Annotated in this window: 19 protein-coding genes; 10 read left to right on the top strand and 9 right to left on the bottom strand. The window is 46.6% G+C overall.

The genetic code is table 11. The features are described 5' to 3' along the window. Window positions 1–51 precede the first annotated feature (51 nt). Entirely contained in the window at window positions 52–813 is a 762-nt protein-coding gene (locus DEO27_RS03365; RefSeq protein ID WP_112569725.1) for a hypothetical protein, read from the bottom strand. Window positions 814–967: 154 nt separating this feature from the next. Next, entirely contained in the window at window positions 968–1,255 is a 288-nt protein-coding gene (locus DEO27_RS03360) for a hypothetical protein (protein ID WP_112569723.1), read from the bottom strand. Window positions 1,256–1,616: 361 nt separating this feature from the next. Between DEO27_RS03360 and DEO27_RS03355 the strand changes: the two genes are divergently transcribed. From DEO27_RS03355 to DEO27_RS03345, 3 genes are all read left to right on the top strand, one after another. Next, on the top strand, window positions 1,617–2,045 hold the full coding sequence (locus DEO27_RS03355) for a hypothetical protein (RefSeq protein WP_112569721.1): 429 nt from the start codon (window positions 1,617–1,619) through the stop codon (window positions 2,043–2,045). A gap of 371 nt (window positions 2,046–2,416) precedes the next feature. Continuing rightward, a complete protein-coding gene (locus tag DEO27_RS03350) occupies window positions 2,417–4,147 on the top strand; it encodes an AAA family ATPase (protein ID WP_223818154.1) in 1,731 nt (576 codons plus the stop codon). A gap of 5 nt (window positions 4,148–4,152) precedes the next feature. Then, window positions 4,153–5,142 (top strand): hypothetical protein, encoded by a 990-nt coding sequence (locus DEO27_RS03345; RefSeq protein WP_112569717.1) that lies wholly within the window; start codon window positions 4,153–4,155, stop codon window positions 5,140–5,142. Between the two features lie 171 nt (window positions 5,143–5,313). On the opposite strand, the gene DEO27_RS03335 is transcribed toward DEO27_RS03345, so the two are convergent. The 6 genes from DEO27_RS03335 to DEO27_RS03310 are packed head-to-tail and all read right to left on the bottom strand — an operon-like array spanning window position 5,314 to window position 9,868. Next, window positions 5,314–5,724, bottom strand: coding sequence for a hypothetical protein (locus DEO27_RS03335; protein ID WP_112569713.1), 411 nt, complete (start codon window positions 5,722–5,724; stop codon window positions 5,314–5,316). 56 nt (window positions 5,725–5,780) lie between these two features. Then, window positions 5,781–6,365, bottom strand: a complete 585-nt coding sequence (locus DEO27_RS03330) for a DUF6939 family protein (RefSeq protein ID WP_112569711.1) — start codon at window positions 6,363–6,365, stop codon at window positions 5,781–5,783. Continuing rightward, complete coding sequence (locus DEO27_RS03325; RefSeq protein WP_112569709.1) at window positions 6,366–7,454, bottom strand: DarT ssDNA thymidine ADP-ribosyltransferase family protein; 1,089 nt, start codon at window positions 7,452–7,454, stop codon at window positions 6,366–6,368. It lies immediately after the preceding gene. Beyond that, window positions 7,447–8,142, bottom strand: a complete 696-nt coding sequence (locus tag DEO27_RS03320) for a hypothetical protein (protein ID WP_112569707.1) — start codon at window positions 8,140–8,142, stop codon at window positions 7,447–7,449. Before DEO27_RS03320 ends, DEO27_RS03325 begins: the two co-directional genes overlap by 8 nt. Window positions 8,143–8,165: 23 nt before the next feature. Continuing rightward, on the bottom strand, window positions 8,166–9,449 hold the full coding sequence (locus DEO27_RS03315) for a hypothetical protein (protein WP_146750004.1): 1,284 nt from the start codon (window positions 9,447–9,449) through the stop codon (window positions 8,166–8,168). Between the two features lie 20 nt (window positions 9,450–9,469). Then, complete coding sequence (locus DEO27_RS03310) at window positions 9,470–9,868, bottom strand: hypothetical protein (protein WP_190295307.1); 399 nt, start codon at window positions 9,866–9,868, stop codon at window positions 9,470–9,472. Between the two features lie 16 nt (window positions 9,869–9,884). On the opposite strand from DEO27_RS03310, the gene DEO27_RS03305 reads away from it, so the two are divergent. Continuing rightward, window positions 9,885–10,403, top strand: a complete 519-nt coding sequence (locus DEO27_RS03305) for a hypothetical protein (protein ID WP_410505360.1) — start codon at window positions 9,885–9,887, stop codon at window positions 10,401–10,403. A 24-nt stretch (window positions 10,404–10,427) separates the two neighbouring features. Here DEO27_RS03305 and DEO27_RS03300 read toward each other — a convergent pair whose 3' ends face one another. Next, the gene (locus DEO27_RS03300) at window positions 10,428–11,252 is read right to left on the bottom strand and encodes an HNH endonuclease (protein WP_112569701.1); all 825 of its coding nucleotides are present in this window, start codon (window positions 11,250–11,252) and stop codon (window positions 10,428–10,430) included. A gap of 241 nt (window positions 11,253–11,493) precedes the next feature. Here DEO27_RS03300 and DEO27_RS03295 point away from each other — a divergent pair, with 241 nt between their 5' ends. The 6 genes from DEO27_RS03295 to drmB are packed head-to-tail and all read left to right on the top strand — an operon-like array spanning window position 11,494 to window position 24,474. Further along, on the top strand, window positions 11,494–12,108 hold the full coding sequence (locus DEO27_RS03295) for a very short patch repair endonuclease (protein WP_223818153.1): 615 nt from the start codon (window positions 11,494–11,496) through the stop codon (window positions 12,106–12,108). Next, on the top strand, window positions 12,105–13,835 hold the full coding sequence (locus DEO27_RS03290; RefSeq protein ID WP_223818152.1) for a DNA cytosine methyltransferase: 1,731 nt from the start codon (window positions 12,105–12,107) through the stop codon (window positions 13,833–13,835). Before DEO27_RS03295 ends, DEO27_RS03290 begins: the two co-directional genes overlap by 4 nt. Window position 13,836: 1 nt before the next feature. Next, on the top strand, window positions 13,837–15,579 hold the full coding sequence (locus DEO27_RS03285; RefSeq protein ID WP_190295306.1) for a nuclease-related domain-containing DEAD/DEAH box helicase: 1,743 nt from the start codon (window positions 13,837–13,839) through the stop codon (window positions 15,577–15,579). A 2-nt stretch (window positions 15,580–15,581) separates the two neighbouring features. Continuing rightward, entirely contained in the window at window positions 15,582–18,071 is a 2,490-nt protein-coding gene (locus DEO27_RS03280; RefSeq protein WP_112569695.1) for a hypothetical protein, read from the top strand. After that, the gene (locus DEO27_RS03275) at window positions 18,068–22,231 is read left to right on the top strand and encodes a helicase-related protein (RefSeq protein ID WP_112569693.1); all 4,164 of its coding nucleotides are present in this window, start codon (window positions 18,068–18,070) and stop codon (window positions 22,229–22,231) included. The genes DEO27_RS03280 and DEO27_RS03275 overlap by 4 nt, the downstream gene beginning before the upstream one ends. A 2-nt stretch (window positions 22,232–22,233) precedes the next feature. Next, window positions 22,234–24,474 (top strand): DUF1998 domain-containing protein, encoded by a 2,241-nt coding sequence (gene drmB, locus DEO27_RS03270; protein ID WP_112569691.1) that lies wholly within the window; start codon window positions 22,234–22,236, stop codon window positions 24,472–24,474. Window positions 24,475–24,476 lie beyond the last annotated feature (2 nt).

The following is a 24,476-nucleotide window of genomic DNA, read 5'->3' as shown; positions in this document are numbered from 1 at the left end:
GGAAATTGTTAACGTTTGCCTGCAAAAGAATAGTGAACGTATAATCCGTAATTAACTTGCCCTGCGTTTTGCAGAAACGATGTTAAAATGCTGGTTTTCGGAGGGAATAGCAGATGACCTGCCACTCGGGTTACCTGCATCTCGCGGGTAGTAGCGCCGTACACGGTCTAATTTGATCGGTTCACCGCCTTCCTGAAAGTACCGGCAGATCAGTTTGGCCCATGTGATGGGCATCTGCGAAAATACCAGTTCCTTATCGCCTATTTTTAGTGCTTCGATCTTTTTGAACAGGTCAACTACGGTGAGGAAATGACCGCTGGCAATATTGATCGGGTAGTCAGTATCCAACTTCTCAGCTTCTCTGCGCTCATCCATCAGGCGTTGCACTTGTTCTTTCAGTATTTTGATCTGGCCTTCCTTATCTGCAATGATCTCAGCCTGGGTACGGCCAAGGTTCCACTCATCGATACTTTGAAGATATTCTGCAAAACGGTTAAGGTGAAATTTATTCCGGAAGTTGAGGGCATGGCCGGACGTATATCTTTCTTTATGCCTTAATTGTGCAATGGCATCCTGTATGACTTCCCATACGTACCTAAAGAACTCCCGCTCGGTAGCATCATCATATTCAGATAAAAAGAATTGCAGATGGTAATTATATAAATCATCGAATTGCTGTTCACTCTTTCGGTAAAGCAGGTTAAGAAAGTGGTTGTCCTCAACTTTTTTATTCCAAAAGAATGGACGGCCTATATCAAGAGAATCGTTATTAAAATCGAACGGTTTCCTGTGTTTAAAATACTGTTCTCGCATAAGTTAAATTTAACCTAAAGTTAACAATTCAAGTAAAATTCGCATTTCGAAAGCGGAAGGATAACGAAGTATCTTAAATATGAAGTTTTGTTGGTCTCATCATATCAACAGGAATATTCTCGGCTACGTCAGAACGGAGCATTAGCTGCCGTGCCTATAATTTCAATTTGAACTCATCGGTGGCCTCGACCTCGGGTTTGCCTTTAAATTCGATGACTTTGCCTTTGACAGTGATCGTTTTGCCGTCCAATCCTTTGATATCTTTTGCACCTTCTTTAAGTACGATGGTAAGTAATTGATTGGGATAGGCTGCTCCTAAATTGACTAAAGTGATCTCGCCCATTGTTCTTGATGAATAGGCCTGTGCCGTAATGCTTACCCATTCGTTGTAATGCTGGGCTGCGTCTTTAATATCAATCACCTTTGCGACATTCGCTGACATGGGGGTGCCGATATGGGTAATGATCTTATTGGTGCCGGTAACCGGGACAGGGTGATTTTTAAAGAAATGACAGTTAAAACTGTCAGTGAAATGGTATTGCCCTTCTCGTAGACTTTTGAGAAATAAAACGAAAATAATGCTCTAAAATAAAAAAAATCACAAAAAGCTTTTCATAGGAGGGTATATAAACCTCGGCTGCGCCTCGCCCCTGACACCCGCGCGGCGTGCTGAGTAGCCCGAAAAACTAAATTTCAGGTTATGGAAAAGTTTGCATTAACTACCGACACACTTCCGGCGATCTGTTAAAAACAATGATCTGGAATGCTGCAACTGGTTAAGCCAGTTTGGCGACTGGTTGCATGTGATCGTACGAAATATTCATGCTTACGACAAGGGGTTAGAATTCGGCTTTACCGCTGTTGAGCTGGATCAGTATGGCTGGCTGAAAAGCCCGCAATTAGTGGATATGGAACGTATCGATCTGGGGGATACTTCGCATTTCAATCGTTACAGTATGGTAAAGCTCGGTCGCGGTCTGAATGGTGTTTGGAGAAATGCGGTGGGGTGCAATTACGGTATTGCGGGTTCATACTCGCCGTTATGCGTTTTCGGCAAGCAGTTCGGCAGCCGAGATGCGGCGCTTTCAGATGCATTGAATAGGCTTAAAGCGATGATGACCAAAAAGATCGGGCATTCGGATACCAGCAATTATCATCAGGATGTGATTCGTAAAGCATTAGAAGCTATTGCTAAATATGAGGTAGGGCAAGTACAGCTGACATTATTTTAAATAGCTTTTTATTCGTTGCGCTAGAAGCTCTTTTGGAGCTTTTTCTTCGATCTGTTTATGATAATAGATTATATTCGTCTCTTGACCTATCGCAACCGTAAATGAGAAATTTTAAGCTTCTGGCTATACGTCCTCTAGAAAATCCCAATAAAAGGTTCCATAAAGTTCTTAATCCAGCCCAATTTTATATTTTTTATCAAGGAGCATCTTTTGAAATCGGCAAAGTTGATCGTCCTGAAAATCTTCATATCACAGTCGATAAAGATTTAACAGATAATTTTTACGCAAATTATGATTCGGGGACATATCCTGGAATTAATATAAGCGCAGTTGTTGGGAAGAATGGATCAGGTAAGAGTTCTTTAATCGAAATGCTATTTGCAGCGATTTACAATTTCGCGCTCGAAAAGAAGATTATCAAACGGTATCAAAAATTAAAATACGCTGGTAATCTCCGGGTGGAAATATTCTACCAGGCTGACGATCATGTTTATTGTCTTCATACCATTTCCGAAAATGGCGACAAAGATGGCTTTACGGAGTTCTCTGCCTCTAAACTTTACCGCTTTATCAGGAGTGATAAAAACCGGTTTGTGTTTGACAGAGAGATCAAATTAAATTCAAAGATTATACACGATCATTTCTTTTATACCATCGCGGTAAATTATTCGATCTACGGATTAAATAGTGACGAGATGGGAGAATGGATTGATCCACTGTTTCATAAAAATGATGGATACCAAACACCAGTCGTGATCAATCCATTCAGGGATCGCGGTAACATCAATATAACAGTTGAAAAAGAGCTGGTAAAACAACGGCTTTTAACAAACATCCTTGAACCAATTAAAGAGCATACTAAGCCGGAAGATTCATTAAGGAGTTTGGCAAATGGCAAAACGGCTAAATGGCTCAAACTGAAAGTAAATGAGCCTAAACTGGAAAAATACTCTAAGCAGAACCGATATTCTGTAGATGTTGATGATGAAGTTTTAGGCAAATTGCTAAAGGAATATACTGGTTACGATCTTCGGAACGTAGAAACAGAGCCGGAGCTCCAGGCGACAAAGATTTATATTGGATATAAGCTTGTTCGCATGTGCCGAAATTATAGTCGCTACAGGAGGTTCTTAAAAGACCAAAAGCTACAAGACGTGGATGATTTTATTGCGAAGATCATCAAAGACCGGAGCCATGTTACTTTCAAAATAAAACAGGCCCTTAACTTCCTGCGGTATAAATTATATGTTAAAAATGGGACAAAAAACAAGGATAGATTACTGATAGACGAGTTCTCAAATTATATAAAGCAGATAGTCGATGAAGAACGGCCGGAAGGTAAACGCAATCTGCAGACTATCGAACTTATCCCGCCTTCTATCTTTGACATCGAGATCATGTTTGATGAAATCCACAGCTTTAACGATCTCAGCTCTGGGGAAAAGCAAAAGATCCATAGCATAAGCTCTGTTGTTTATCATTTGCTTAATTTAAACTCTGTCTTCAAAAGCGGCGCGGATAAGAATGAAAAAGATAGGCAGAACGTTTATGAGTCTGTTAATATCATTTTTGATGAGATAGAGCTTTATTTTCATCCCGACCTGCAACGCACATTCATAAAAGACCTTATTGAATATATCGGTAAGATTAACCCGGAGCACATCGATCAAATTAAAGGTATCAATATTTTATTTTCAACCCACTCGCCATTTATATTATCCGATATCCCTGGCAATAACGTGCTTTATCTCCGCTCACCCCAGGACGCTAACGGTAAAGCAAAAACCCATTCGCAAACATTTGGTGCCAACATTCACGACCTTCTGGCTCATGAATTTTATATGCAGCAAGGTTTTATGGGTGAGTGGGCAAAGGAAAAGATCCGTTCGGTAATTAATTTCCTTGAAAAATTCGCAAAGAATCAACTTTTAAAACAGACCTATAGTGATCCGTTTTGGAACAAGGATAATATTAAAGAATTTATAAACCTGATCGGCGAGCCGATCATCAGGAAGAGCATGTTGGATTTATATTTTGAAGCTTTCGGACTCGACGAGATTGATCGCGAGATTGAGAGGTTGACCCGACTAAAAAAGAAATAAGAATTATGATCACAATTTTCAGCGCGGAGTTAGAACAGCTTATTACCAAGAGTTTCAAAACTGAGATCGATACGCAGGAAGCGGATATGATTGGCCGCTTAAACACTCTTTTGAATGATAAAACGGTTGTAAAGTTAAAATGGCACGAAAAATATATTCAAGAGATTATTAAGCCAGCGAATAAAATAATCATCAATAAGTTTTCAGAACTGGAGAAATTAATGCCGGTCTTTGATAAAATTGTCTCTCCAATCATTATAAGCAGCAAGCGACATAAAAAATTCCGGGAGCGGCTTTTAAAAGAAATGGGTTATAGCGATAACAGGTCAAAGTTATACGCCAGGTTTTATAGAGCTTTAGGGTTAAAGGCTTGTGTATATTGTAACGCTCAATTGACCGTAGCAGTTGACGCAGAATCCTATGATAAAAGAAAAAAAACTGCCACAGCTGTTGTTTCAGCAAAATTCCAAGTTGATCATCACCTGGCTAAAAGCGAATATCCCTGCTTCAGTGTTTCCTATTATAATCTTTACCCTGTTTGCGCGACTTGTAATAACATTAAGAGGGCTAATCCGGTAAAATTTAAGTTATACAATGAAGGGACCACGCCCAATACTTCGGTCTATAGTTTTGCGTTAAAAGCAGGCAGCCAGGCCAAATATGAATTGAGTTTGGATATTAACGATATTGAGATCATTTTCACTGATCCTGATAAACCCAATGCTACGTATGTTCTCGGTTCTTTAACGGATACCTTTGACATTAAAGGCATTTATGATACACAAAAAGATGTGGTGGAAGAAGTTATTCTACGAAGCCGGATTTACAATGATTCTTACAAGCAGACATTATTAACGGAGTTTCCCAAATTATTCAACATGAGCAACCTCTCCGATCGGGTGCTGCTGGGGACTTATGCAGATTCGGAAGACATTCATAAAAGACCATTGACGAAATTTATACAGGACATAGCAAAAGGCTTAAATAAGGTATAAATAAATCCGAAGTCCTGTTATCAATATTAAACCAATCTATAGTTCAAGTACGATACGTTGGATGGTTTCTCTTTTTTTATCTTCAAGCAATCGTGTGTAACGTTGTGTTGTTTTCACGTGGCGGTGTCCTAGCATTTTGGAGACGGTGTAAATGTCGGTGCCGTTATTGAGTTAAAGGGTGGCATAGGTATGACGGAGACAGGTGAAGGTAAGGTGTTTGGCGATACCGGCATTGCTGGGCCATTCTATAAGGAAGTCTCGTCTCTGGCAGTAATATAATCCCTGAAATACGCGGGTACTGGGTGTGTTGTTTTCTCCCATGAGGTCAACCGCTTGATTGCTTATGGGCATGTGCTGGGTTTTGGCGGTTTTCTTTTGGGTGAACTGGAGATAGTAATGGTCTCTGGTGCTGTAAGCTAGCAGGGTTTCGCTTTGCTCGTTATGATAATTGAACAGTTGGGCCAGTGAAGGGCCGATAGTGTGATTTGTCTGAAATACTGGTATGTAATTGGGCCGGTATACCGTAAACCGGCGAAGAGCGGGGCGTTTGTGCGTAACGGTAAGACTGGTTTGTGCAGGCATAATAAGCCACGAACCTAGTCATCAAAACATTCGGTGATGGTAACATGGTGCAATAATCAGAATAGCAGGTTAGGCTGCGTCTTTTTTAAGGCAATAGCGGGTGCTTTCTTTTCGAGATATTTTTTTACCAAACCGGCATGGGACAATGGTTTTTTTAAATTCTCGATGTCGGTGTTTGTTTCATAATCGAGAAAAACCAAATCTCTTTCCAATGCCAGTTGCAGCAATTTCACCAGCAGGGACTGTAATTTATGATCTAATACCCAGGCATAGGTTTTCAGGTAGATTTTTTTTCTGGCGTCGTGGTAATTAAGCAGCTCTGATCCATAAACGCCCTTCCGGTGACCGCGCACCTGACCGTTTTTTCTGACTGAGCGTTTTATATTTTTCATGTCATCTATACCAAACTTTGCGATATCAATATCCTGATCTTCAAAAACCTTCAAACCCTGCCATACTCCTTCAACACTTTTTGCGAAAAAACCGTTAGTAAACGGAACAGGAATATCACCATGAGGATAAAAAGGGCTGAATTGCTTATACTCTTCTCCGCCTGAAGATGTAAAATCAAGAATAATTGCTTCCGGGTATTTCCGGATCAGGCCTTCAGACTTTTTACGTTTATTTTCGATAAAGATCATTTACAGATTTTTAATATAAGCAACCGGGATTTTTTCGAATACGAGTACTTCTGCCTGAAATGCGTCATAATGAGTGCGATTGCCAAATTGAGGTTTCCGTTGAGTTAGTGCGTAATTAATTCTTGCAAAATCTGCTATAGAATCACCTATGACTGCATCCTTTCGTGTGGCGTTCATGTTGCTGAATTTTGTACCGCTCCAATAAATTATTTCCGGATCAATTTCTAAAAAAACTGGTTCTTTTACGACCCCGTCTCCAATTACCCGGTTTAACATAGGATGTTTACTACAAAATGATGCTCTGACATAGTTTTCAAGTTTTTTTCGGCTATCAAGATCTCTGGATAGCAAATTACCGCCAGGTGCGGGAATCATGATTCCGTTGTCTTCACAATATTTCCAGGAGTAAAGATAGCCGTGCTTTATGATGGAATCGATATTGCTGCTGTCTGTAAAATGATATAATTTATAAATGCCGTTCTTCTTAATGATGACACTAAAAGCTTCTGCATCGGATTTATAAATGATCGTCTCTTTCGGCTGCGTTCGTAACAGTTCAATTTCAATGTCCTGTTGTTTCAGGAAATCAGTGAGATTGCGATCATTCTCCAGTACTTTTTCGACAAACGCTGCAATATCAGCTGCGATTTCATCGGTCAGAGTCTGGAACTGCGCCAGCTTGCTCTTGTTGCGCAATACAAAGACTGAATCTATCGTCGAAAATAGAAACCTGAAATATTGCAGCAGCTCTTCAATTCTGCCTGCGTAAAGTTCATTCAGCCATGAAAATTCCGGAGAAGCAATCTTTAGCGTGAGGTGATAATAGGCATTCTCATCATTTAATTCTGCCGGGATATAAGCGTAGGTCGACTTTGGGACGAACTTTATCTCATAATCGATATGCTGGCCAAGTGCCTGATCTCTGAATATATCGTCGTAAATGCCGATAAGTTCACTGACGTTAACATGCTTGTCCTTTTCTTCATAATTAAGCAGCAGCGATTTAATCTCTGCAACATTACCGAGAAGCCGCTCAAACGTTTTGATGTACTCTGCATGAGCATCAGAACTGATAGCGTTTTCAGACATAATAAATAATTTCCAACTGTCTGTTAGGCATCTTTAATATAAATCTTTCTATCTGATCGAACCGGTTAAGCGTGATCTGAAAAGCATAATCCGAATCTTCTCCGATGTACTCTAACTGATTGCCATTGCGGCGCGATAACCTGGCACCTTTCGCGGACAATGTTGGTTCGATACTAATCATCGCTCTTTTTTTTTCGTCGGTGAAATTGACGATTACCTTGCGGTCGGCTACAGAATTGTTGATCATTATATTATTCTCATACCTTTCATGTCTCACCGAGTCAAAAACACAGATATCAGATTCTACATCATCTATCGCCCGGCCATGTGTTTTGAAAAAATATTCTCTTAAAAAATCCCACATCCCGGCCCATGAGATGTTTTGAACGATCATGAATGCCGCTATTGTAACATGATTTTGCGTGTAGTCCTGCGGGAAGAGACGTGCCGCATAATTTGTGAACCACAGCGCACTGTCATAAAAGCGCATATTGGCATCTACGTAGTTTTGCAGTTGATTAATATTATGATGAGAGGATATTTGCTGCCTGTAATGTTCAAGCAGCAGCAAACATCCTACATTGATGGTTTCGGTTTCCACGTCCTGCAGAATCAGATTTCCTTTTTTTTGCTGCAGATCGGCCAAAGATTCATATAAGGCCCGCTCAGCTATTTGTTGTGTCAGCATTTGTAGATAATTAGGTGATAATATTAAATGATTTCTTTGAACTGCGGCTGTCCTTTGGCTGCATTCGGCAAATACTGCCAGTAACCAATTGGAATATTCAATATGCTTTTTATTCGTTGAATGTAAGCTGTTTCCCGTGCCGATAAAAGTGATGGCGCGACGATGATCATTTTTTTAATTTTAAGATTACTGAACCAGCAGCCATAGTCAACCAGTTGGCCGAGGGCCTCCCGGATATTCTTTCTGGCCAGTCCCGAAGTTTTTATTTCAAGAATAGTTATCTCTTTTGCCCGGTGCAGGAGTACTGCGTCAGCAATATTATCGCCAAAACGCGTTTTTTCAATAGAAACATTTTTATTGTCACGTGAAAACTCTGGTTTTAAATATTGCTCTAAGGCCAGTGAAATATCGCTGTGGATCCTTTTGATGACTTTGATAGAAGGACTGGTCACCCGCTCATATTGTTTGGAATTACGGGCCACACCGTGAATGAAGGTGAAGCCTTTTTCTGGTTGTATGCCATCGATGAGCACCTGTAGTTCATCATCTACGATGTAAGGTAAGAAACGGTTATACTGTTGTCCATCAAGTCCTGGAGCTGGCAGCATATCTTCAAAAAGCTCCTCCCCGGTTAAAAGGAATCTGACATTTGGTGTCAACCCATAAGCTAAGCCATTTTCATCTGCATCAACATCGCGTAGTTCCGAGGTTATGTCGTCCTGATAACGCTTGTAAAGTTTTTCAGCAATGCGCATAGTGCCGGCGTTAGTTTTGATGACTTCCAGGTTATTGATTTGCCCGACGATGAAGCGTTCCCTCGTGTCCTGATTGAAGGTGAATAGCCATACTTTAGGAATAATGGTTACTTCGGTTGCCAAATCGCTTGCTCCTCTGATGAATCCATACTGATAACCGTCCAACAGATAACGGGGGTTGAACAGCCATTCCTCGCCGCCGAAACCATACTGATTTTCAAAAGCAATGGAAGATTTTCCCTGATTGGACTTTCGCCATTTATGTTTAACAGGGAACTGCCAGCCAGTTGTATTCCAGGTTAAGCGAAACATGCGGTCTACATCATTAGGTTCAATCTTTAGAACAACACGTCCATCTTTTTTTTCAAAGAGATGATCGTAGTTACTCACCCGTGCACTGATTTGTCCTGGAGTGGGCAGTTGTCCATCCGACTCCCGGTGCCACAGGCGACGTTTGGCAATAATTGCTGCGATCTCGGTAGTAGTAAGCGGTTGTTCGCTTTCTTTCAGAATACTAGCGATTATTTCGTGAAGATGAGGCTGTGACATCATAAAGGTTAACGGTATGCTAATTAACCTTTTAATTTTAATAAAAGCAAAAGCGGCCTTATCGACGGGCCGCTTTGTCTAACTTGTTTTTCTGATAAGCTTTTCATTTTATCGCTCAGTTCTTTCAGCCCGGTTTTATTCAGGCAGTCTTCTCCGAAAGTTCTTAAAGTTTGCTGCTCATCAGCTGGCACCAGCTTCAATAGTTCGCTGGTGACGTTTCCATCTTTACTTAGCGCATTTTCGATAACGCTATTTAATAATAGAAATGTCTTGCGGCTGATCTTGCCATCGATCTTCACCGATTCATTCATTCCAGGGCTGCACAATAAGGTTTCATAAACGGTTCCCAACACACTTGTCGTTGCCATATTTCCTAACCTGACGACAGACATCATCCCGACGATTAGTACCGGGAGATCCAATTTGATCTCTACCTGTTTGGATATCCAGGATGCGAGCGAGCTTCATAAAGATTATGGTAGGGAGCAGGCAGATGTGATTATGAACATTGTGGGTAATATGGCGGTGGGTCAGGTGTCAGGCGATACTGCTAAGTTCGTATCGGAAAAGATCGATCGTATCATGCAGGATCGCGAGAGTCTTTCGATCAACCGTAGTGATACATCGATCAGCCATTCTAAACAGTTAGAGGCGGCGGTTCCGGCCTCACGCATATCGACGTTAAGTTCTGGAGAGTTTGTAGGTCTGGTGGCCGATAATCCCGATTGTAAGATCGAGCTGAAAGCATTTCATTGTGAGATCGTAAATGACCATGAATCGCTTAACAGGGAGATCGATGGCTATCGACCGCTGCCTGAAGTAAGGGCGATCAGTAACGGTATCGTGGAAAGGAACTATCTAAAGGTGAAGCAGGATGTTCGCGATATCGTGGATTCGAAGATAGAACGGTTATTGAGCGACCCTTCTTTAATACATTTGGTGATTCGAAAGAAATGACCTATTGAACCTTCATTTCTCACATCAATACCATTTATAATACTGATTTGATGTGATGATATCTTTCTTTCCTTTACTTAAGTTACAGCTTGAACATAATAATTGAATATTGGAAACATCGTTGATGCCACCTTGCGCTAAGGGAACCATATGATCATAGTGGGCAGTGACATCCGGCCTGAGTATCTTTGTAAGGTCATTTCCGCATAGACAACAGCGTCCTTTTTCTCGAAAGAAGACTGCATTCTTGCACCACATTGGGATGTCTACGCGGTGTAATATACCGTCCTTGCGTAAGTATACGGCAAGATCTTCCAAGTCTTCGTCTTCTTCCAGGACAGCAATAGTTATCTCTGAAACATGTTGAGCGACAATATGGTTGAACCGAACGAGCAGGTTCCGATTATTGAAGAGCAGGTAGAATACTTCATGTGCGATCCGTTCACAAATTTCTTCTAAATGCCCAGTCAGCACCAGATCACTATGATATTCCTCTATATCACTGTAGCTGATGATTTCATCTGATTCCGGTCGTTCGAACTCATAACCCAGATCGTATTCCTCTACTAATTGCTCTACATATAATTTAGGTAGTTTCCCACCCAGCTCATAGTCCCGAAATGCCTTTTGATCGTAGTTATCGATATCTTCTTGTAGGAAACGAAATATGTTATAACTGATGAACTGATGCAGCACGCTGAACTTTTCGAATGGTGTGATATAAGTATAGTTCTCATTGAAGAAATCGGAGATGAATCCAATTAGCTCTATATCACCCGTTAATATATTATCAATGATGTTACTATAATAGTATGTGTTCAGATAGGTATGCTCGAAAGGTTCTTCCATAGCGATATTAAATGTTTAAGGGTCTGCCAATATGTAGAACGGGGGCTACGACGATTTGCTCAACTTCTTTGTCAGACCAATCTTTTTGTCCCATAGTTATAAAGTTAGGTGGCCTATTTTCTTATGGCAGGTATAAATATAGTTTAGATATATGTGTTAAACAATACTGTTTAAGATCTTGCGTATGGTGAGAAATAATACATATATTAGGCGATTAGTACTGCCTGAACCAAGAACTATCATGACAAAAGAAGATCTTATCTTTATACCAAGGAGATTACTTAATAAGCCTGGACAACAGGCCGTCGTAGTGATTCTCAAACATGGTGGTCCAGCGGGGAGGGGCAAACAGCAAAATGGCATGATGAAACAGCGACGATCAACGAATCTCATGAATAAGGTGATGGCCTCGATAGAGGACAAACCTTATCTACGAGATGGTCGTGCCCCTCTTCCAACCAACGCATTTACATCGAAGGTCATGCGTGGCAACAAGGCTAAGGACACAATGCCAGAACTTCTATTGCGCCAAGCCCTTTACGCAGAGGGCTTACGTGGCTATCGATTAAACCTTAGATCTGTGCCAGGTAGGCCTGATATCGCTTTTAGAAAAAAGAAGATCGCCATCTTCGTACACGGGTGTTTTTGGCATCGTTGTCCGCTGTGTGGTCCCAAGCTTCCTAAGAGCAATGTTTCATTTTGGTCTCAGAAGTTCGAACGGAACCAACAAAGAGATCGAGAGAAGACAGAACAATTAGTGGAAATGGGTTGGCAAGTGCTCACGATCTGGGAATGCCAACTGAAGATTAATATGAAAGATGTGGTCCGTACGATCAAGGACCTTTTACTAAAATGACCCTAACCAATACACCTATTATTCAACCGCTTACTCTGATCGACCTCTTTTGTGGAGCAGGTGGCTTTTCAGAAGGCTTTGCTCAACAGGGGTTCAAAGTGCTACTTGGTATCGATAATTGGCGTCCAGCGATCGATTCCTTCAACCATAATCATGGTACTAATAGTAGGGTAATGGATGTCTTAGAGCTAAAGGATGATATAGCTAAGATAAACGCGCTTCCCGATAGTGATGTGATCTTAGGTAGCCCACCGTGCGTGAGCTTCTCCAGTTCGAATCGTTCTGGGAAAGCTGACAAATCATTGGGATTGACGCTCATCGAAACCTTCCTCCGCGTGGTGGCTGTGAAGAAGCATCAACCCAATTCTTGTTTGAAAGCATGGTTCATGGAGAACGTTTCCCGTTCCGCACACCACTTGCCTGAGTTCTATACCTTTGAAAAATTGGGGCTGTCAGATTGGGCATCAACCCATGACATAGACCCTGCGGCGATAGCTGTTCAAATCGCTGGTAATATGGTGATCATCAATTCTGCAGATATGGGTTCACCCCAATCTCGCAAAAGGGCAGTGTGCGGAGAGATCGTTCATATTGGACACTTCGTGGTACCTAACAAGACGCACCGAAGTATTAAAGAAGATGAGCTCCTTCCCTTACACAGAACATTGGATGACATCAGATCGGTCCTACCAAGGCCAGATATGGAACGTAGTGAAGTCGCTGTCCGAGATCCGAACTACTCCCATGTTCGAATACCCCAATCTCAACTGACGGATCATTTCTATGACACAGGCCTTTACCGTACCGAATGGTTGAACTCACGGCACCTGAAGGTCAATCATCCCTTTATGGGAACGATGTCCTTCCCAGAGGATGGCTCTAGACCGAGCCGTACGATCACGGCTACGAAGATCGGTACTTCACGCGAAGCACTTATCTATCGCTCTGAACGTGATCGCGTAGGAGATGGAGAATACCGAACGCCTACTGTAAGGGAAGCGGCTTCCATTATGGGATTCCCGATCAGCTATCAGTTCCTGGGCTCAGAAGGAGCTAAATGGCGACTGGTCGGTAATGCTGTTTGTCCTGCATTAGGAAGAGCGTTGGCAGCAACCTTACTAAACGGCCTGCAGCGTCCCATAAATGAACAACCTGAGATAAGACCACTAGGGATATTAACAGGGGTGCTCAATTTGAACACATACATTGAAAAGATCTTCGACGAGCAACCGACGCGCAATAAGGGATCGCGGTTTCGACGTCATCCCTTTAAGAATGGGAACCTTACGATCACTCTATCGAACTATGATATCACTACTTCAGGCGCCTCAAACGGACAATGGTTAAGCTCCGTGCAATATGGCAACGGAGACGGCTTTCCTTCTGTAGAATATCCAGATGGTTTCTTTGACAGTATGGAACCGATGATCAAAAAGTTACCTAATGGTGAAGAGTTCCTTCAGATCATTAATAACGGATTTTCGGAACGAATAGCTACGGCAAGTGCACTTCAAAGCATGTATGAGGCTCAGCGGTCGTTCGATGGTTATTTGGAGCCGACCGAACTTATCGAAGAGGTAGCTCGCCTTGCTGAGCGCTTCGACCCGGACCAAGAGTTAGTTGGCCAGGGCGATCAAGTGATATTTAGGAAACTGTTGATACCCAAGCGGCAGATACTGGCGCTATATGCGGTCAATAAGATCGCGTCCATCGCTAATAAAAGATGATATGGCCGTTAAGTTCTTCCCTGATAAGCCGCTTGCACTCCTTGAGAAGTACATCTGTCACTCAGACGGGCGTCCTTTGCAAGGGGAGATAGACGTTTACCGTCAGCTCAGCCGAGAACTATCGGCATCAGAAGACGAATGGTGGGTCTGGCATGACCTCAAACTGCCGGCCCATTCTGAGCTGGTGAACCCTTATCGGAAGATCAGCGCACAGGTGGACTTCCTGATCGTTTGCAAGTATGGGGTGCTCGTTCTGGAAGTAAAAGGTGGGCCGATCTGTTTGCAGGACAATACCTTTCATTATGGGCATCAGCCCAACGACCCTTTGCCGCAGGATCCGTTCCAGCAGGCGGAAGGTTATAAGTTCACCCTAAAGGACAAAGTGCTGAACAATGTGAGCAGATGTCTCTTCTGTTATGCGGTGGTCTTCCCGCACGAGGACAGCACGTTCGAGACCCGTATATATGACAACGCCCTATTATGGACCCGGGGACGGGCCAATTTGTTCCAGGGTTCATTGACCAAGTTCATCCTGCAAGTGTTTGAACATGATCGTATGTTGCACGCGCGTTTCAATCGTCATTATCCATTCTTGAACGAAAAGGAGCTCTTGGCCATCAGGCGCGTGCTCAGTCCATTGATCGCCGATCCCAACCGTTTCTACGATGCGACCACGCTGGAATGGCTCCAGGTGGAGAACCTGGAGGTGCTGGACGGTCTTCAGAAGAACCGACGCGTGATGATCGAGGGTCCACCAGGAAGTGGTAAGACCACGCTGGCCAAAGCGTTCATCGATCAGCATCATGCCGACCGGGGACTGTTCCTTTGCTGGAACAACCTGCTCATGCATCGAACGGCTCATCTGCTGAAGGATCGTAAAGGGGCCCAGGGGCCTCAGGTGAACACGCTGATTCGATTCTTAAGAGAGATCGCACCCGAGATGCCGTTGGACACTTGGCTGAACACGACCGCCGCGGACTTCTATACCCTGATGTCCCAGGCGCTAGCGTCAGCGGAAGCGCGCGGGGCCTTGCCGTCCTATGATTACATCGTGGTCGATGAAGGACAGGACATCTTCGATCGGGGTATCGATCTGCTGCTAAATAAGCTTTGCGGTTACGGGAACAATGGGCTGGAGAACGGTAATGTCCTCATCCTCTATGATATCGATCAGAGCTATGCGACCAAAGGGAAGGACCTATTAGAGATCGCAGACCTCTTATCCAATTATTTCGCGCATTTCAAGCTCCATCAGGTCAGGCGTAGCGCTCAGCGGCCTGACATCCAGCGATTAGCTTCGCGGGTATTGGACGAACCGGCCATCGTGCTTGATCGAACGTTCATGGCGGAGCTGTACGGTGTCAAGGTCCATTGCTTCGATCAGCTGGCTGCGGTACGTGACCATATCGTTCGACAAGTGCTGAACCCGATGCGCGACAATGCCTCATCATTGAACGGCCGCCAATGTGTCGTCCTGATGGAATCAACCTTATTGAACGAACAATATAAGGACGGACCGGGTATGCGCTTTTGGCTGACGATCAAGGACGTCGAAGAACTTACTGAACAGAACGTACAGGATAAGGGCAATCGTTTACGTTATACGTCCATCCTCAAATATAAGGGACTGGAGCAGCAGAACGTCATCCTGGTGATGACGCCACCGAGCTCTCGGAACCGTTATGAACTATATGTCGGCTTGACGCGGGCCATATTGAACGTTGAACTATTGATCGTTGGCTGACCATGAGGATAGACCAGCATATCCAAGATCGATTGTCGGCGTTCATTGCTGAGCCGGCTGATGGTTTCGAAACGCGCTTCGAGGCATTGCGCCATCCACTCAAACAGGAACAGCGGGCGCTGTTGATCTATATCGATCGGGTGTTAGAGCTCATGTGCGTTAGCATTGGCGACGCGGTCAACTTTGAACATCTACATTTGGAAGGAATGGACGATGCTTCCTTGCAGCTGATCGGGGAACTTTTGATCATCCGTTGTCATTTCAAGGGGTTAGCGGCAGATAAGGGCCAGGCGGTGACCGATGGCTTGGCCGCTCGTGTTATCGCCCTGCAGCAGTCCATCGGTAAGGAACTGCGTGCCAACAGCAGTCTGTCCGGGAAGAGCGCTCAATTCAGGAAGCTTAAAGCGGCCAGGTACCTCCTGAAACGTCGACAAAGCTTTCTGAAGCAAGTGATGCGGGACCTTCCAGAGGCAACGATGCAGCCCCGTAGCTTACTAAATGTACTGAAACGCGATCTGGACAAGTTCAAGGAACATCCTGGCGATCTGCCCTATGTGATGACCGTCGAACAGTTCAGTGCGAACGATACGTCCTATGTGCTTTTGAACAAAGGTAGTTTCGAAGGGCTTGCCGCCATAAAGCATCTTGGCGGATCTCCATTGAAGGCTATCACAGATGTCTATCTGTTCGATGCAGAGGGCCGGACCGAGTTCGGTAAGTTCAATACGACCTACTTTAAGTTTGTCAATAACAAGTCTGGTTGTCAGTTCCGGTCGCTGGTCGTACTGTCGGTCAATGAAGGATCGTTGTCATTTTCTCGATTGAAGGTCTTGCAGGAGCGGACCAGACAGCGATACCATGTTCCAGTTCCCTATCCGAAGTACGGCGCTTATACAGTGCTGGCGACCGAGATCGCTGCACTGATGGGTCGTAGGACCTCGGCAGCGGTGCCTATAGAGCTGATCGGACCGGATGAACTGGAGGTCTGGAACGATGTGATCGGGCTGATCGACCAGTTCGAAGGGGTGGAGGAATTGAAGAGTGCCAAGTTCCTGGACCTATATGCTCTGGTGATCGATGCAAAGCTCAAAGCGATCTTACTGAACGATATCTTCGGTGGGGCGCGTTCACAGTTCCTGAGCGAGGACGCCTACCTGACCATGACCACTTTATCGAAGGAACAGCGGGAGATCTTGTCTACCGCGCTAGGATTGTTCTTGGATTGGAGCATTGGTTCGATCTGGCCTGAGCAGCTTCGCCTTTATGCCGAAGACTGTGACCAGGTGGTGATCTCACCATTGGCGAATACCCATGTAGCGTTCAACCGCCAGCTACGAGATGCGCTCCGTTTGAGCGGGAGACAGAAGTTCTTGGACCGTTGGCAGTTCGATGGCATTATCGAGGGTAGATCGCTGCTCTTGGACTATTATGACCTGGGGCCCATCCCGGATACCTACGCTTATAATGTCCTGGAGCTGAAGGACGATGGAGATAGACAGTTCGTGGGGTTGTTCCTGAACGTACTTTTCGGGCGACGGCATCGGCAGGCCCGTTATGAACTTGACCGGCACCTGACCAACATCCTGGAGCATCCGATCCGGTCGGAACATTTCGATTGGGGGCTGCTCCATCAGCAGATCAGGGCTTCCCGGCCGGCGGAGGCTATCCGCTATTACGAGTTCGATGATTGGTATGAGCAACAGCCACAACAGAGCATCAGTATCAAGCTCGGTGATCGGACACGCACGTTCCCTTATTCGGAGCTGTTCGTGATCAAAGGTGCGGAGGATGACCGACACTGCGTAAAACGCATTGGTGATATCGATGCAACGGCCCTTGATCGAAACCCGATCCTGGCGCAGTGTCTGACAGACCTATATGTGGATTTCAACATCTACGGCCGGTTGGTCAATGCAGCCCAACAGGCGGAGGACCTTCGCGTCATTCTGCAGAAGTTCAATATGCCCGAGGATATGCCGGCCATGCGGCTTTGGAAGGAGCTATTGGCTGCCCGGGTCGGGGCCAATGGTTTGGGAGTGGTCTACCGGGAGTTGACGTCCTTATTGCAGGATGCTGGCAAACAGATCGTTGACAAGGGGCATTTCCTGAAGAACTGGGCGGCGCCAGAGAGTGCCAGCTCGCTTCCCCGTGGACGGGTGATCTTCCGTACCATTTGTGCATACTTGGAGCTTCCGGCCAGCTATCAGCGGATCGCGGTGAACCTCTATAACCAGGAGAAGCTGCGAAAGATCCGGACCAGCCGGCAGATGAACGTGTTGCTGCGTGATTTGATCAATGATGGGTGTTTCGATGATGGCGCGGACGTACAAGCGCTGCTCAACAAGGAGAAACAAAGATATCTGCGTTCCCATGATCTTGAATCGAACGGTATCGCAATTGACAAAGCTGTTGATGAACTAAGTACCTTAGTGGAGCTATTGCGGCCACAACTGGCGCTTAGTCCCGTTATAAAGATCAACCTGAACCAATGATGATCAAAGAAAAAAGAAAGGGTCTGGAGCGGTTCCTGACCGAACAGGCCTTAGGGCCAGGTGCCAGTGGGTACCGCTATCTATGTGTGGACGACGTGCCAGCTGATGCTAGCCCGTTGACCGCGCTCCAGGGGCTCGGCAATGAGCGCGAGCTACTGAACATCGTGCCCGGTGCGATATATAGCACTGGCATACTTTTCCCGATCGATGATTCCTCTGTGGTCCAACAAGCCCAGGCGCAATCGGACGATCAGGATGCCGAAGATGATGAGGATGTCGCGGGGCAGCCGGTCGATCCGCAAGATGACGATGATCGATCGAGGATCGATCAGATGTTCCCGAACATGATGGGAATGACCTGCTGTTTCGATGACAGGCTGTTAGGCAGCGATGACCTACGGATACGGGTGCAGGCGAGATATTACATCAAGGTCGATCCGAAAAAGGAGGAAGCCGGTCATTATGGTGTTCTTTGTGAACTGGACTCGGGGTTCTTGGGCCGCTTCTTGGAACAGTTAGGGCTCGCGCAACGTTTCCGGCTGGTCGTCAAGGGAGCTAATGTCATCATCACCTATCATCCGCTACGTGGTCTGCCGACCAAGGATATACGTCGTCAACTGCGTAACGCCGGTGACACTGAGGCGCAGCGGATCGCGGGCGAACTGCGTGCCGCCGGTCACAATCTGCCGCCGGGGCAAACCTTGAGCGCGATCAAACAAAGCTGTTATTATGCGCTAAAGTTCGAACTGACCGATCAGGACCAGATCGCGCGTATCTACACTGCCTCTCAACAGATCGAGCAGATCGAATGCGGTGTCAATCACCTCTATGACCTTATGGAACTGTTCGATGGCGGCTATGGCATCTGGCGTTCGCAAGTGGTCGATGTGCTGGTGCCTTTCCCTGTCACGGTGCCACAAGTGGTGGGACGTAAGATGATCTACACATGTAATGAACTTAGCCGGAACTACCAGTCCTCCCTTAAGGATATCTTCAGGAATGATATTTCCCCAGATGCACAGGCCTCCTTGTCGCTCAACCTACAGTTGAGCCAGGATTCGCGACGCGCGGATGATAAGGTGTTCCTCAAAGTGCAGCTCCTGAATACGAGCACACATTTCCAGCCGAACGGGGGGCGTTACTATTCCACGTTCAATGAAGTGGTCAACGAACGCACTTTCTTTGGTGTGAAGATCAGTATCACCGATGAACGGTTAGTACCCTACAATACCTTTGAGCTGAGCGAGGAGGCGAACCTCCATGATGAGGACAATATTACGCGCTCCATCTATCGGCAATATGAGGACTATGGTATAGGTCACGGCTGTTCGGTGCGCTGGGAGACCCGGAACGGTCGAAGCATTGAAACGGAGTATATCCCTTCATGTGATACGCCGGACATCGATACGGTCCCCAAAGACAAGGAGACCCCTGGTGATGGTGCTCCCGCGGATATCTTGACCGATACGACCGCGCTGCAGTTTAAGTGGTTGTCCCATCTTTCTGACACAACGGACGAAGAGGTGCTCTCTGGACTGAAGGAGTTCGTGGCCAGTTATGGTACCTGGATCATAAGGAAGAGGCAGCGTTATGCGGCGGTTGACGGCCCCGAGGGGCGGATAGCTGCGGTCCAACTGGACCGTTGTGAGGCCGATCAACAGCGGATGTTGGCCAATATCACGGGATTGCTAGAGGGCGCGGCCAATGCAGATAACCTGATGGACCTTCGTTTGATGAACAGTAGTATGTTCATGCAGCTCTGGCACAGTGTCAATGTAAAGGCCAAGCAGGTGCAGGATGTGTTTTCGGCGGACGATTTCGAAGGCTTCGATCGGTCGTTCTATGAAGCGGCCGATGTTTCGATCAACGGTCGGACCGCGGCTTGGCGTGCGTTCCAGCTGGCATTCATCTTGTTGAACCTGGATGGGGTCTTCGAACCTTCCGACGGGCAGCCCTGGACGATCAGGAACGAACAGGTGGACCTTGTGTGGTTCCCGACAGGTGGCGGTAAGACGGAAGCGTATCTGGGCATCATTTCATTGACAATCCTGTACCGGCGCCGCAAGTACGGTGCGAGTGGCGGCGGGACAGCGGCGATCATGCGTTACACCTTAAGGCTCCTGACATTGCAGCAGTTCCAACGGGCGACCTTGGTCATCATGGCCTTGGAATTGATGCGTCGTTGGGACCCTGTAAGGGTCGGCCAGGAACCGATCTATATCGGCCTTTGGGTGGGCGATGGTTCCTTGCCTAACAGCCTGCCAGACCTTCAGGAAGAGTTCAATAAATTGGCCGCTAAGAAAGCTTCGCGCGTGCCGTTCCAATCGTGTCCATGGTGCGGTTCCGATCTGACACCGTCCGCTCAAATAGAAGGCCCGGCTTCGGCACCTTACGATCATAATCGGATACATTTGTTCTGCGCAGCTGAACGCTGTTGCTTCTCTTTCCCCGATCCATTTGCGCAAACGGTCCAAGGCGGCCTTCCGGTAGCGCTTTGTGATGAGGTCATCTACCAGCATCCACCTGCGTTAGTGTTCGGAACGGTCGATAAGTTCGCACAGTTGGCCCATAAGGTGACCGATCTGACCACTGACCGGAATAAGGACTCTAGGCGGATCTTTGGGACCGGGGATTGGGAACGAGGCAAACCAGCGGACGGTTATCTACCGCCTGACCTGATCATACAGGATGAGCTCCATCTTTTGTTGGGGCCTTTAGGATCTGCGGTCGCACTGTTCGAATCTGCGGTAGACCAGCTCTGCACGCGAAGTGATGGTACGCGCCCCAAGGTGATTTCTTCGACCGCGACGACGCGCAATACCCCTTTGCAGATCATGGCCTTGTTCGATCGCAAGGTCTCTATATTCCCGCAACCGGGTCCTGAGTGCGATGATTCCTTCTTTGCGTTCTATAAGCGGGAGCACTACGGTGGTGGTGCTTCGGCCGATGAGTACCTTTCCAAACGCCGTTATCTGGGGATACTGCCAACTGGCCGAACCCAGATATGGATGCAGATGAGGATCGCGGCGATCTTTATGACCCATCGGGCGCTCTTTGAACTGGAACGCCTTGGAAATAACGGTCCATTGGACGCGTTCGCATATGAAACGGTAGCGCCGGCAATGGACTATTACCATACGATCATCTCCTATTTTAATAGCCTGAAAGAGGTCGGTAAGACCGAATCGCAGGTCCAGACCTATTTGATCAAAGAGGTGCGGCGTGTGTTCAATCGGGCCGTACGTCCGGGACGTTTGATGCACGGGCTGTACACCTATGCCATACGTAGTGCTGAGCTAACCGGCCGCTTGTCGGGTGAAGAGGTCGCTAATGAGTTGCGCAAGGTCGGGGAACGCTGGTCAGCTCCAACCCGGTTCGCACATATGGTCGTTCGTGAGGATGGGCCAAAGTTACAGGCTGGCTTTGCGCCGCCTGATCTCGTTGTGGCCACCAACATGATCTCGGTGGGTATAGACGTGTCCCGTTTCAATACGATGATCGTGAACTCGATGCCAAGGAACATCGCTGAGTACATACAGGCCAGTAGCCGTGTTGCCAGAGATGAGGCGGGTCTGGTGGTGACGATACACCATCCGTTCAGGGCGCGAGATGTCTCCCATTATGAGAAGTTCATCGAGTTCCATGAGAAGATGTACAGCTATGTGGAACCGATATCGATCACCCCGTTCACTAAAAAATCGGTCGAGCGTTATTTGAGCCTTTACCTGGCGACAATGATTAGACATAGGCAGGATGATTTTGCGCGCCGACGTTCGGCAGGGAACATCCTTAATTACACCACGGCTGAGCTTGCGCAACTAAAGGAGGACCTATATGATCATTTCTGTGATCGTGCGCAACGCTCGGCGCTGTTGGGCGACCCGCTATTGAGGAACATCATCACCGGGCAGAACGTCGAAGATATCCGCGGGTGGATCGATGCAGCGATCGCTGATTGGCAGACGGCTGCGCAAGAGGCGGCCGTGAGTAGCCATGATCTGGTGTTCAGCCGGCGCGTAGCGACCGCTAACCCGCCACAGGACCAGCTCTATGTGGACATCGATGAATACCAGGAGCACGTACACAGTAAGAAATGGCAGGTGCCGATGTCCTTAAGGGTCATTGAGCCTGCTGCGGCATTAAAGATCAAGCTTAAGTAAGGATGGACATCTATAGGAACTACCAATACAACCAAGGGATCGGTAAATATAAATTGTTGTCCTCGACAGCAGGTGTGGGATCAATCATCACTACGCGTATGGGCCTTTATATCCTGGTCTCGGACGTCAACAAATGGCGGTTCATGCAAAGAGCGCAGGCCGTAGTTGCCGAGATACATGCGGAAGAACCGGATGATCGGAAGCGTTACGAACGGTCCAGAAGGGCATTGGCCAGACGGGGTGTTCATTTCGTGGACGATGCGCGCTTCGTGGCGTTCCTGCGGGAGGAAAAAGGATTGAGCGAACTGATCTGCCTGATCGGTATCCCTGATATCTCGCTGGATGACCAGTTCAACTCGCCGAAATGGAGCCGTCATCCGGTTAACCAGCTCTTGCGGAACAACGGTGAAACTGCCGTTGCTGAGGATTTCATGGTCCTTGGTACGCATTTCCCGAAATGGTTCCGCAACAACAACGGTGACCTGAAGAACTATCAGCAATGGCGGGCCCTATGGGCCAGTAGGCGCCATCCGCTGGACCATTTCGTTCCGCCTCGGGATGCCGACCACGCGGTCAAGGTGAACGGGGTGGAACTGCGGAAGCGTTTCCTTAATGCAGATAAAGTTCCTTACGAGCAAACGATCTATGAACCGTTGACCCAGATCAACCTGGCCCTGATCTGTCCTAATGGCCACATCTCTGACATACCTTGGCAGAAGTTCCTGCGTTGGCGCACGGAGATATTAATACACCTTCGTAACCAGCAGACCGATAAGGGAGCTGACCTCTTCAATGACCAGTCCTGTGAGCCATGCTGTCCGAACCCGAAACTGCGCTGGACGGAAAGCAAGACACGCTCGGAGGGTTATGGCAGTATCTTCATAGAATGTTTGAACTGTCAAATGGGTAGCGGCGGAACAGGTCAACCTAAGGTTAACCTGGAAGGAATCAATAACTTAAAACCAATATGTCCGGGTCACAAGCCTTGGGAGATACAGATCGAGGGCGACTCGCATGCGATCCCTTTTGAAAGGTGTACAGTAGCTGGGGCTGGTCAACGTAGTGAAGAGATGCAGGTGGCCCTGGTAACAGGTAATAATATCTATTATGCGAATGGTTTTTCGAGTATCTATATTCCGGAACGGTTGATCGATCCCTCGTCGCCGGAGGAGCGTTTGGCGCTTCAAACCTTGGAACGAATGCATAGCTTGTTCCCATCGTTAGCTAAAGAGCAGTTCTGTAATCTTTATCTTAACGAAGGTTTCCTTGATGCGAATGCGATCGTAGTACCGGACCGTCAGGCATTGCTCGCGAAGGTTCGTGATGCTTTCTTAGGAGTTGACGCCGATAATGACGAGGGGCTAGACCTGCATGAACAATATCGCTGGCAGGAATATCAATGCTTTACCAAGAATGGACTCGAAGAGGTCGAACTGCAGGATCTAAAGTTCAAGGACATCGATCTACCGACTGAGCTTAGTGCATTCTTTAGCAAGGTACAGCAGATAGAAGAGCTTCGGGTTACCCAAGTACAATTGGACTTCACTCGGGTCAAGCCAAAAGAAAGGATACGGCGTAATAATGAGATCGTCGAATCGACCGATGGGCAGGATATTTATTCTGTTGAGGATAATGAGCTGCTGGTATTGCCGGCCAATGCTTCTTTGGGCGAGGGTCTATTCTTCCAGTTCAATGATGAGGCGATCAATGCATGGGCGGAAAGGTATCAGGAAACATTGATCGCACGCTTCCATCGCTTTGCGCAGGATGTAACGCCGGGCAGTCAGGGTACGACGTTCAAACAAAAGATCAGGGATAACGGCTGGAAACATTTCTTGGTACATAGTTTTTCCCATATGATGATGAGGGAACTGGAGTTCTCGTGCGGCTATCCGACGGCCAGTCTAAAAGAACGACTATACATTTCCGAACGACTAAATATGAATGGAGTGTTGATCTACACGGCTGACGGGTCAGAAGGCAGTATGGGGGGCTTGGTCTGGCAAGGGCAACCGATTAACCTAACAGCTTTGGTCAAGAAGGGGCTATCCAGATCGATCGATTGCTCTTCGGATCCTTTATGTTGGGAATCGGAGGGCCAGGGTCTGTTCGACCTAAACTTAGCGGCCTGCTTCTCTTGTGCTTTGGTCTCGGAAACAGCCTGCGAAGAAATGAACCTGGGCTTGGATAGAACGGTACTGGTCGATGAGGTTTTCGGTTTCTTCAAAGACCTAATACCATAAGG

Origin of the sequence: Mucilaginibacter rubeus, from assembly GCF_003286415.2 — a bacterium.
In the GTDB taxonomy this organism is placed as follows: Bacteria; Bacteroidota; Bacteroidia; order Sphingobacteriales; family Sphingobacteriaceae; genus Mucilaginibacter; species Mucilaginibacter rubeus_A.
The sequence above is the reverse complement of the archived record's forward strand: the minus strand, read 5'-3'. Positions and strand labels throughout refer to the sequence as shown.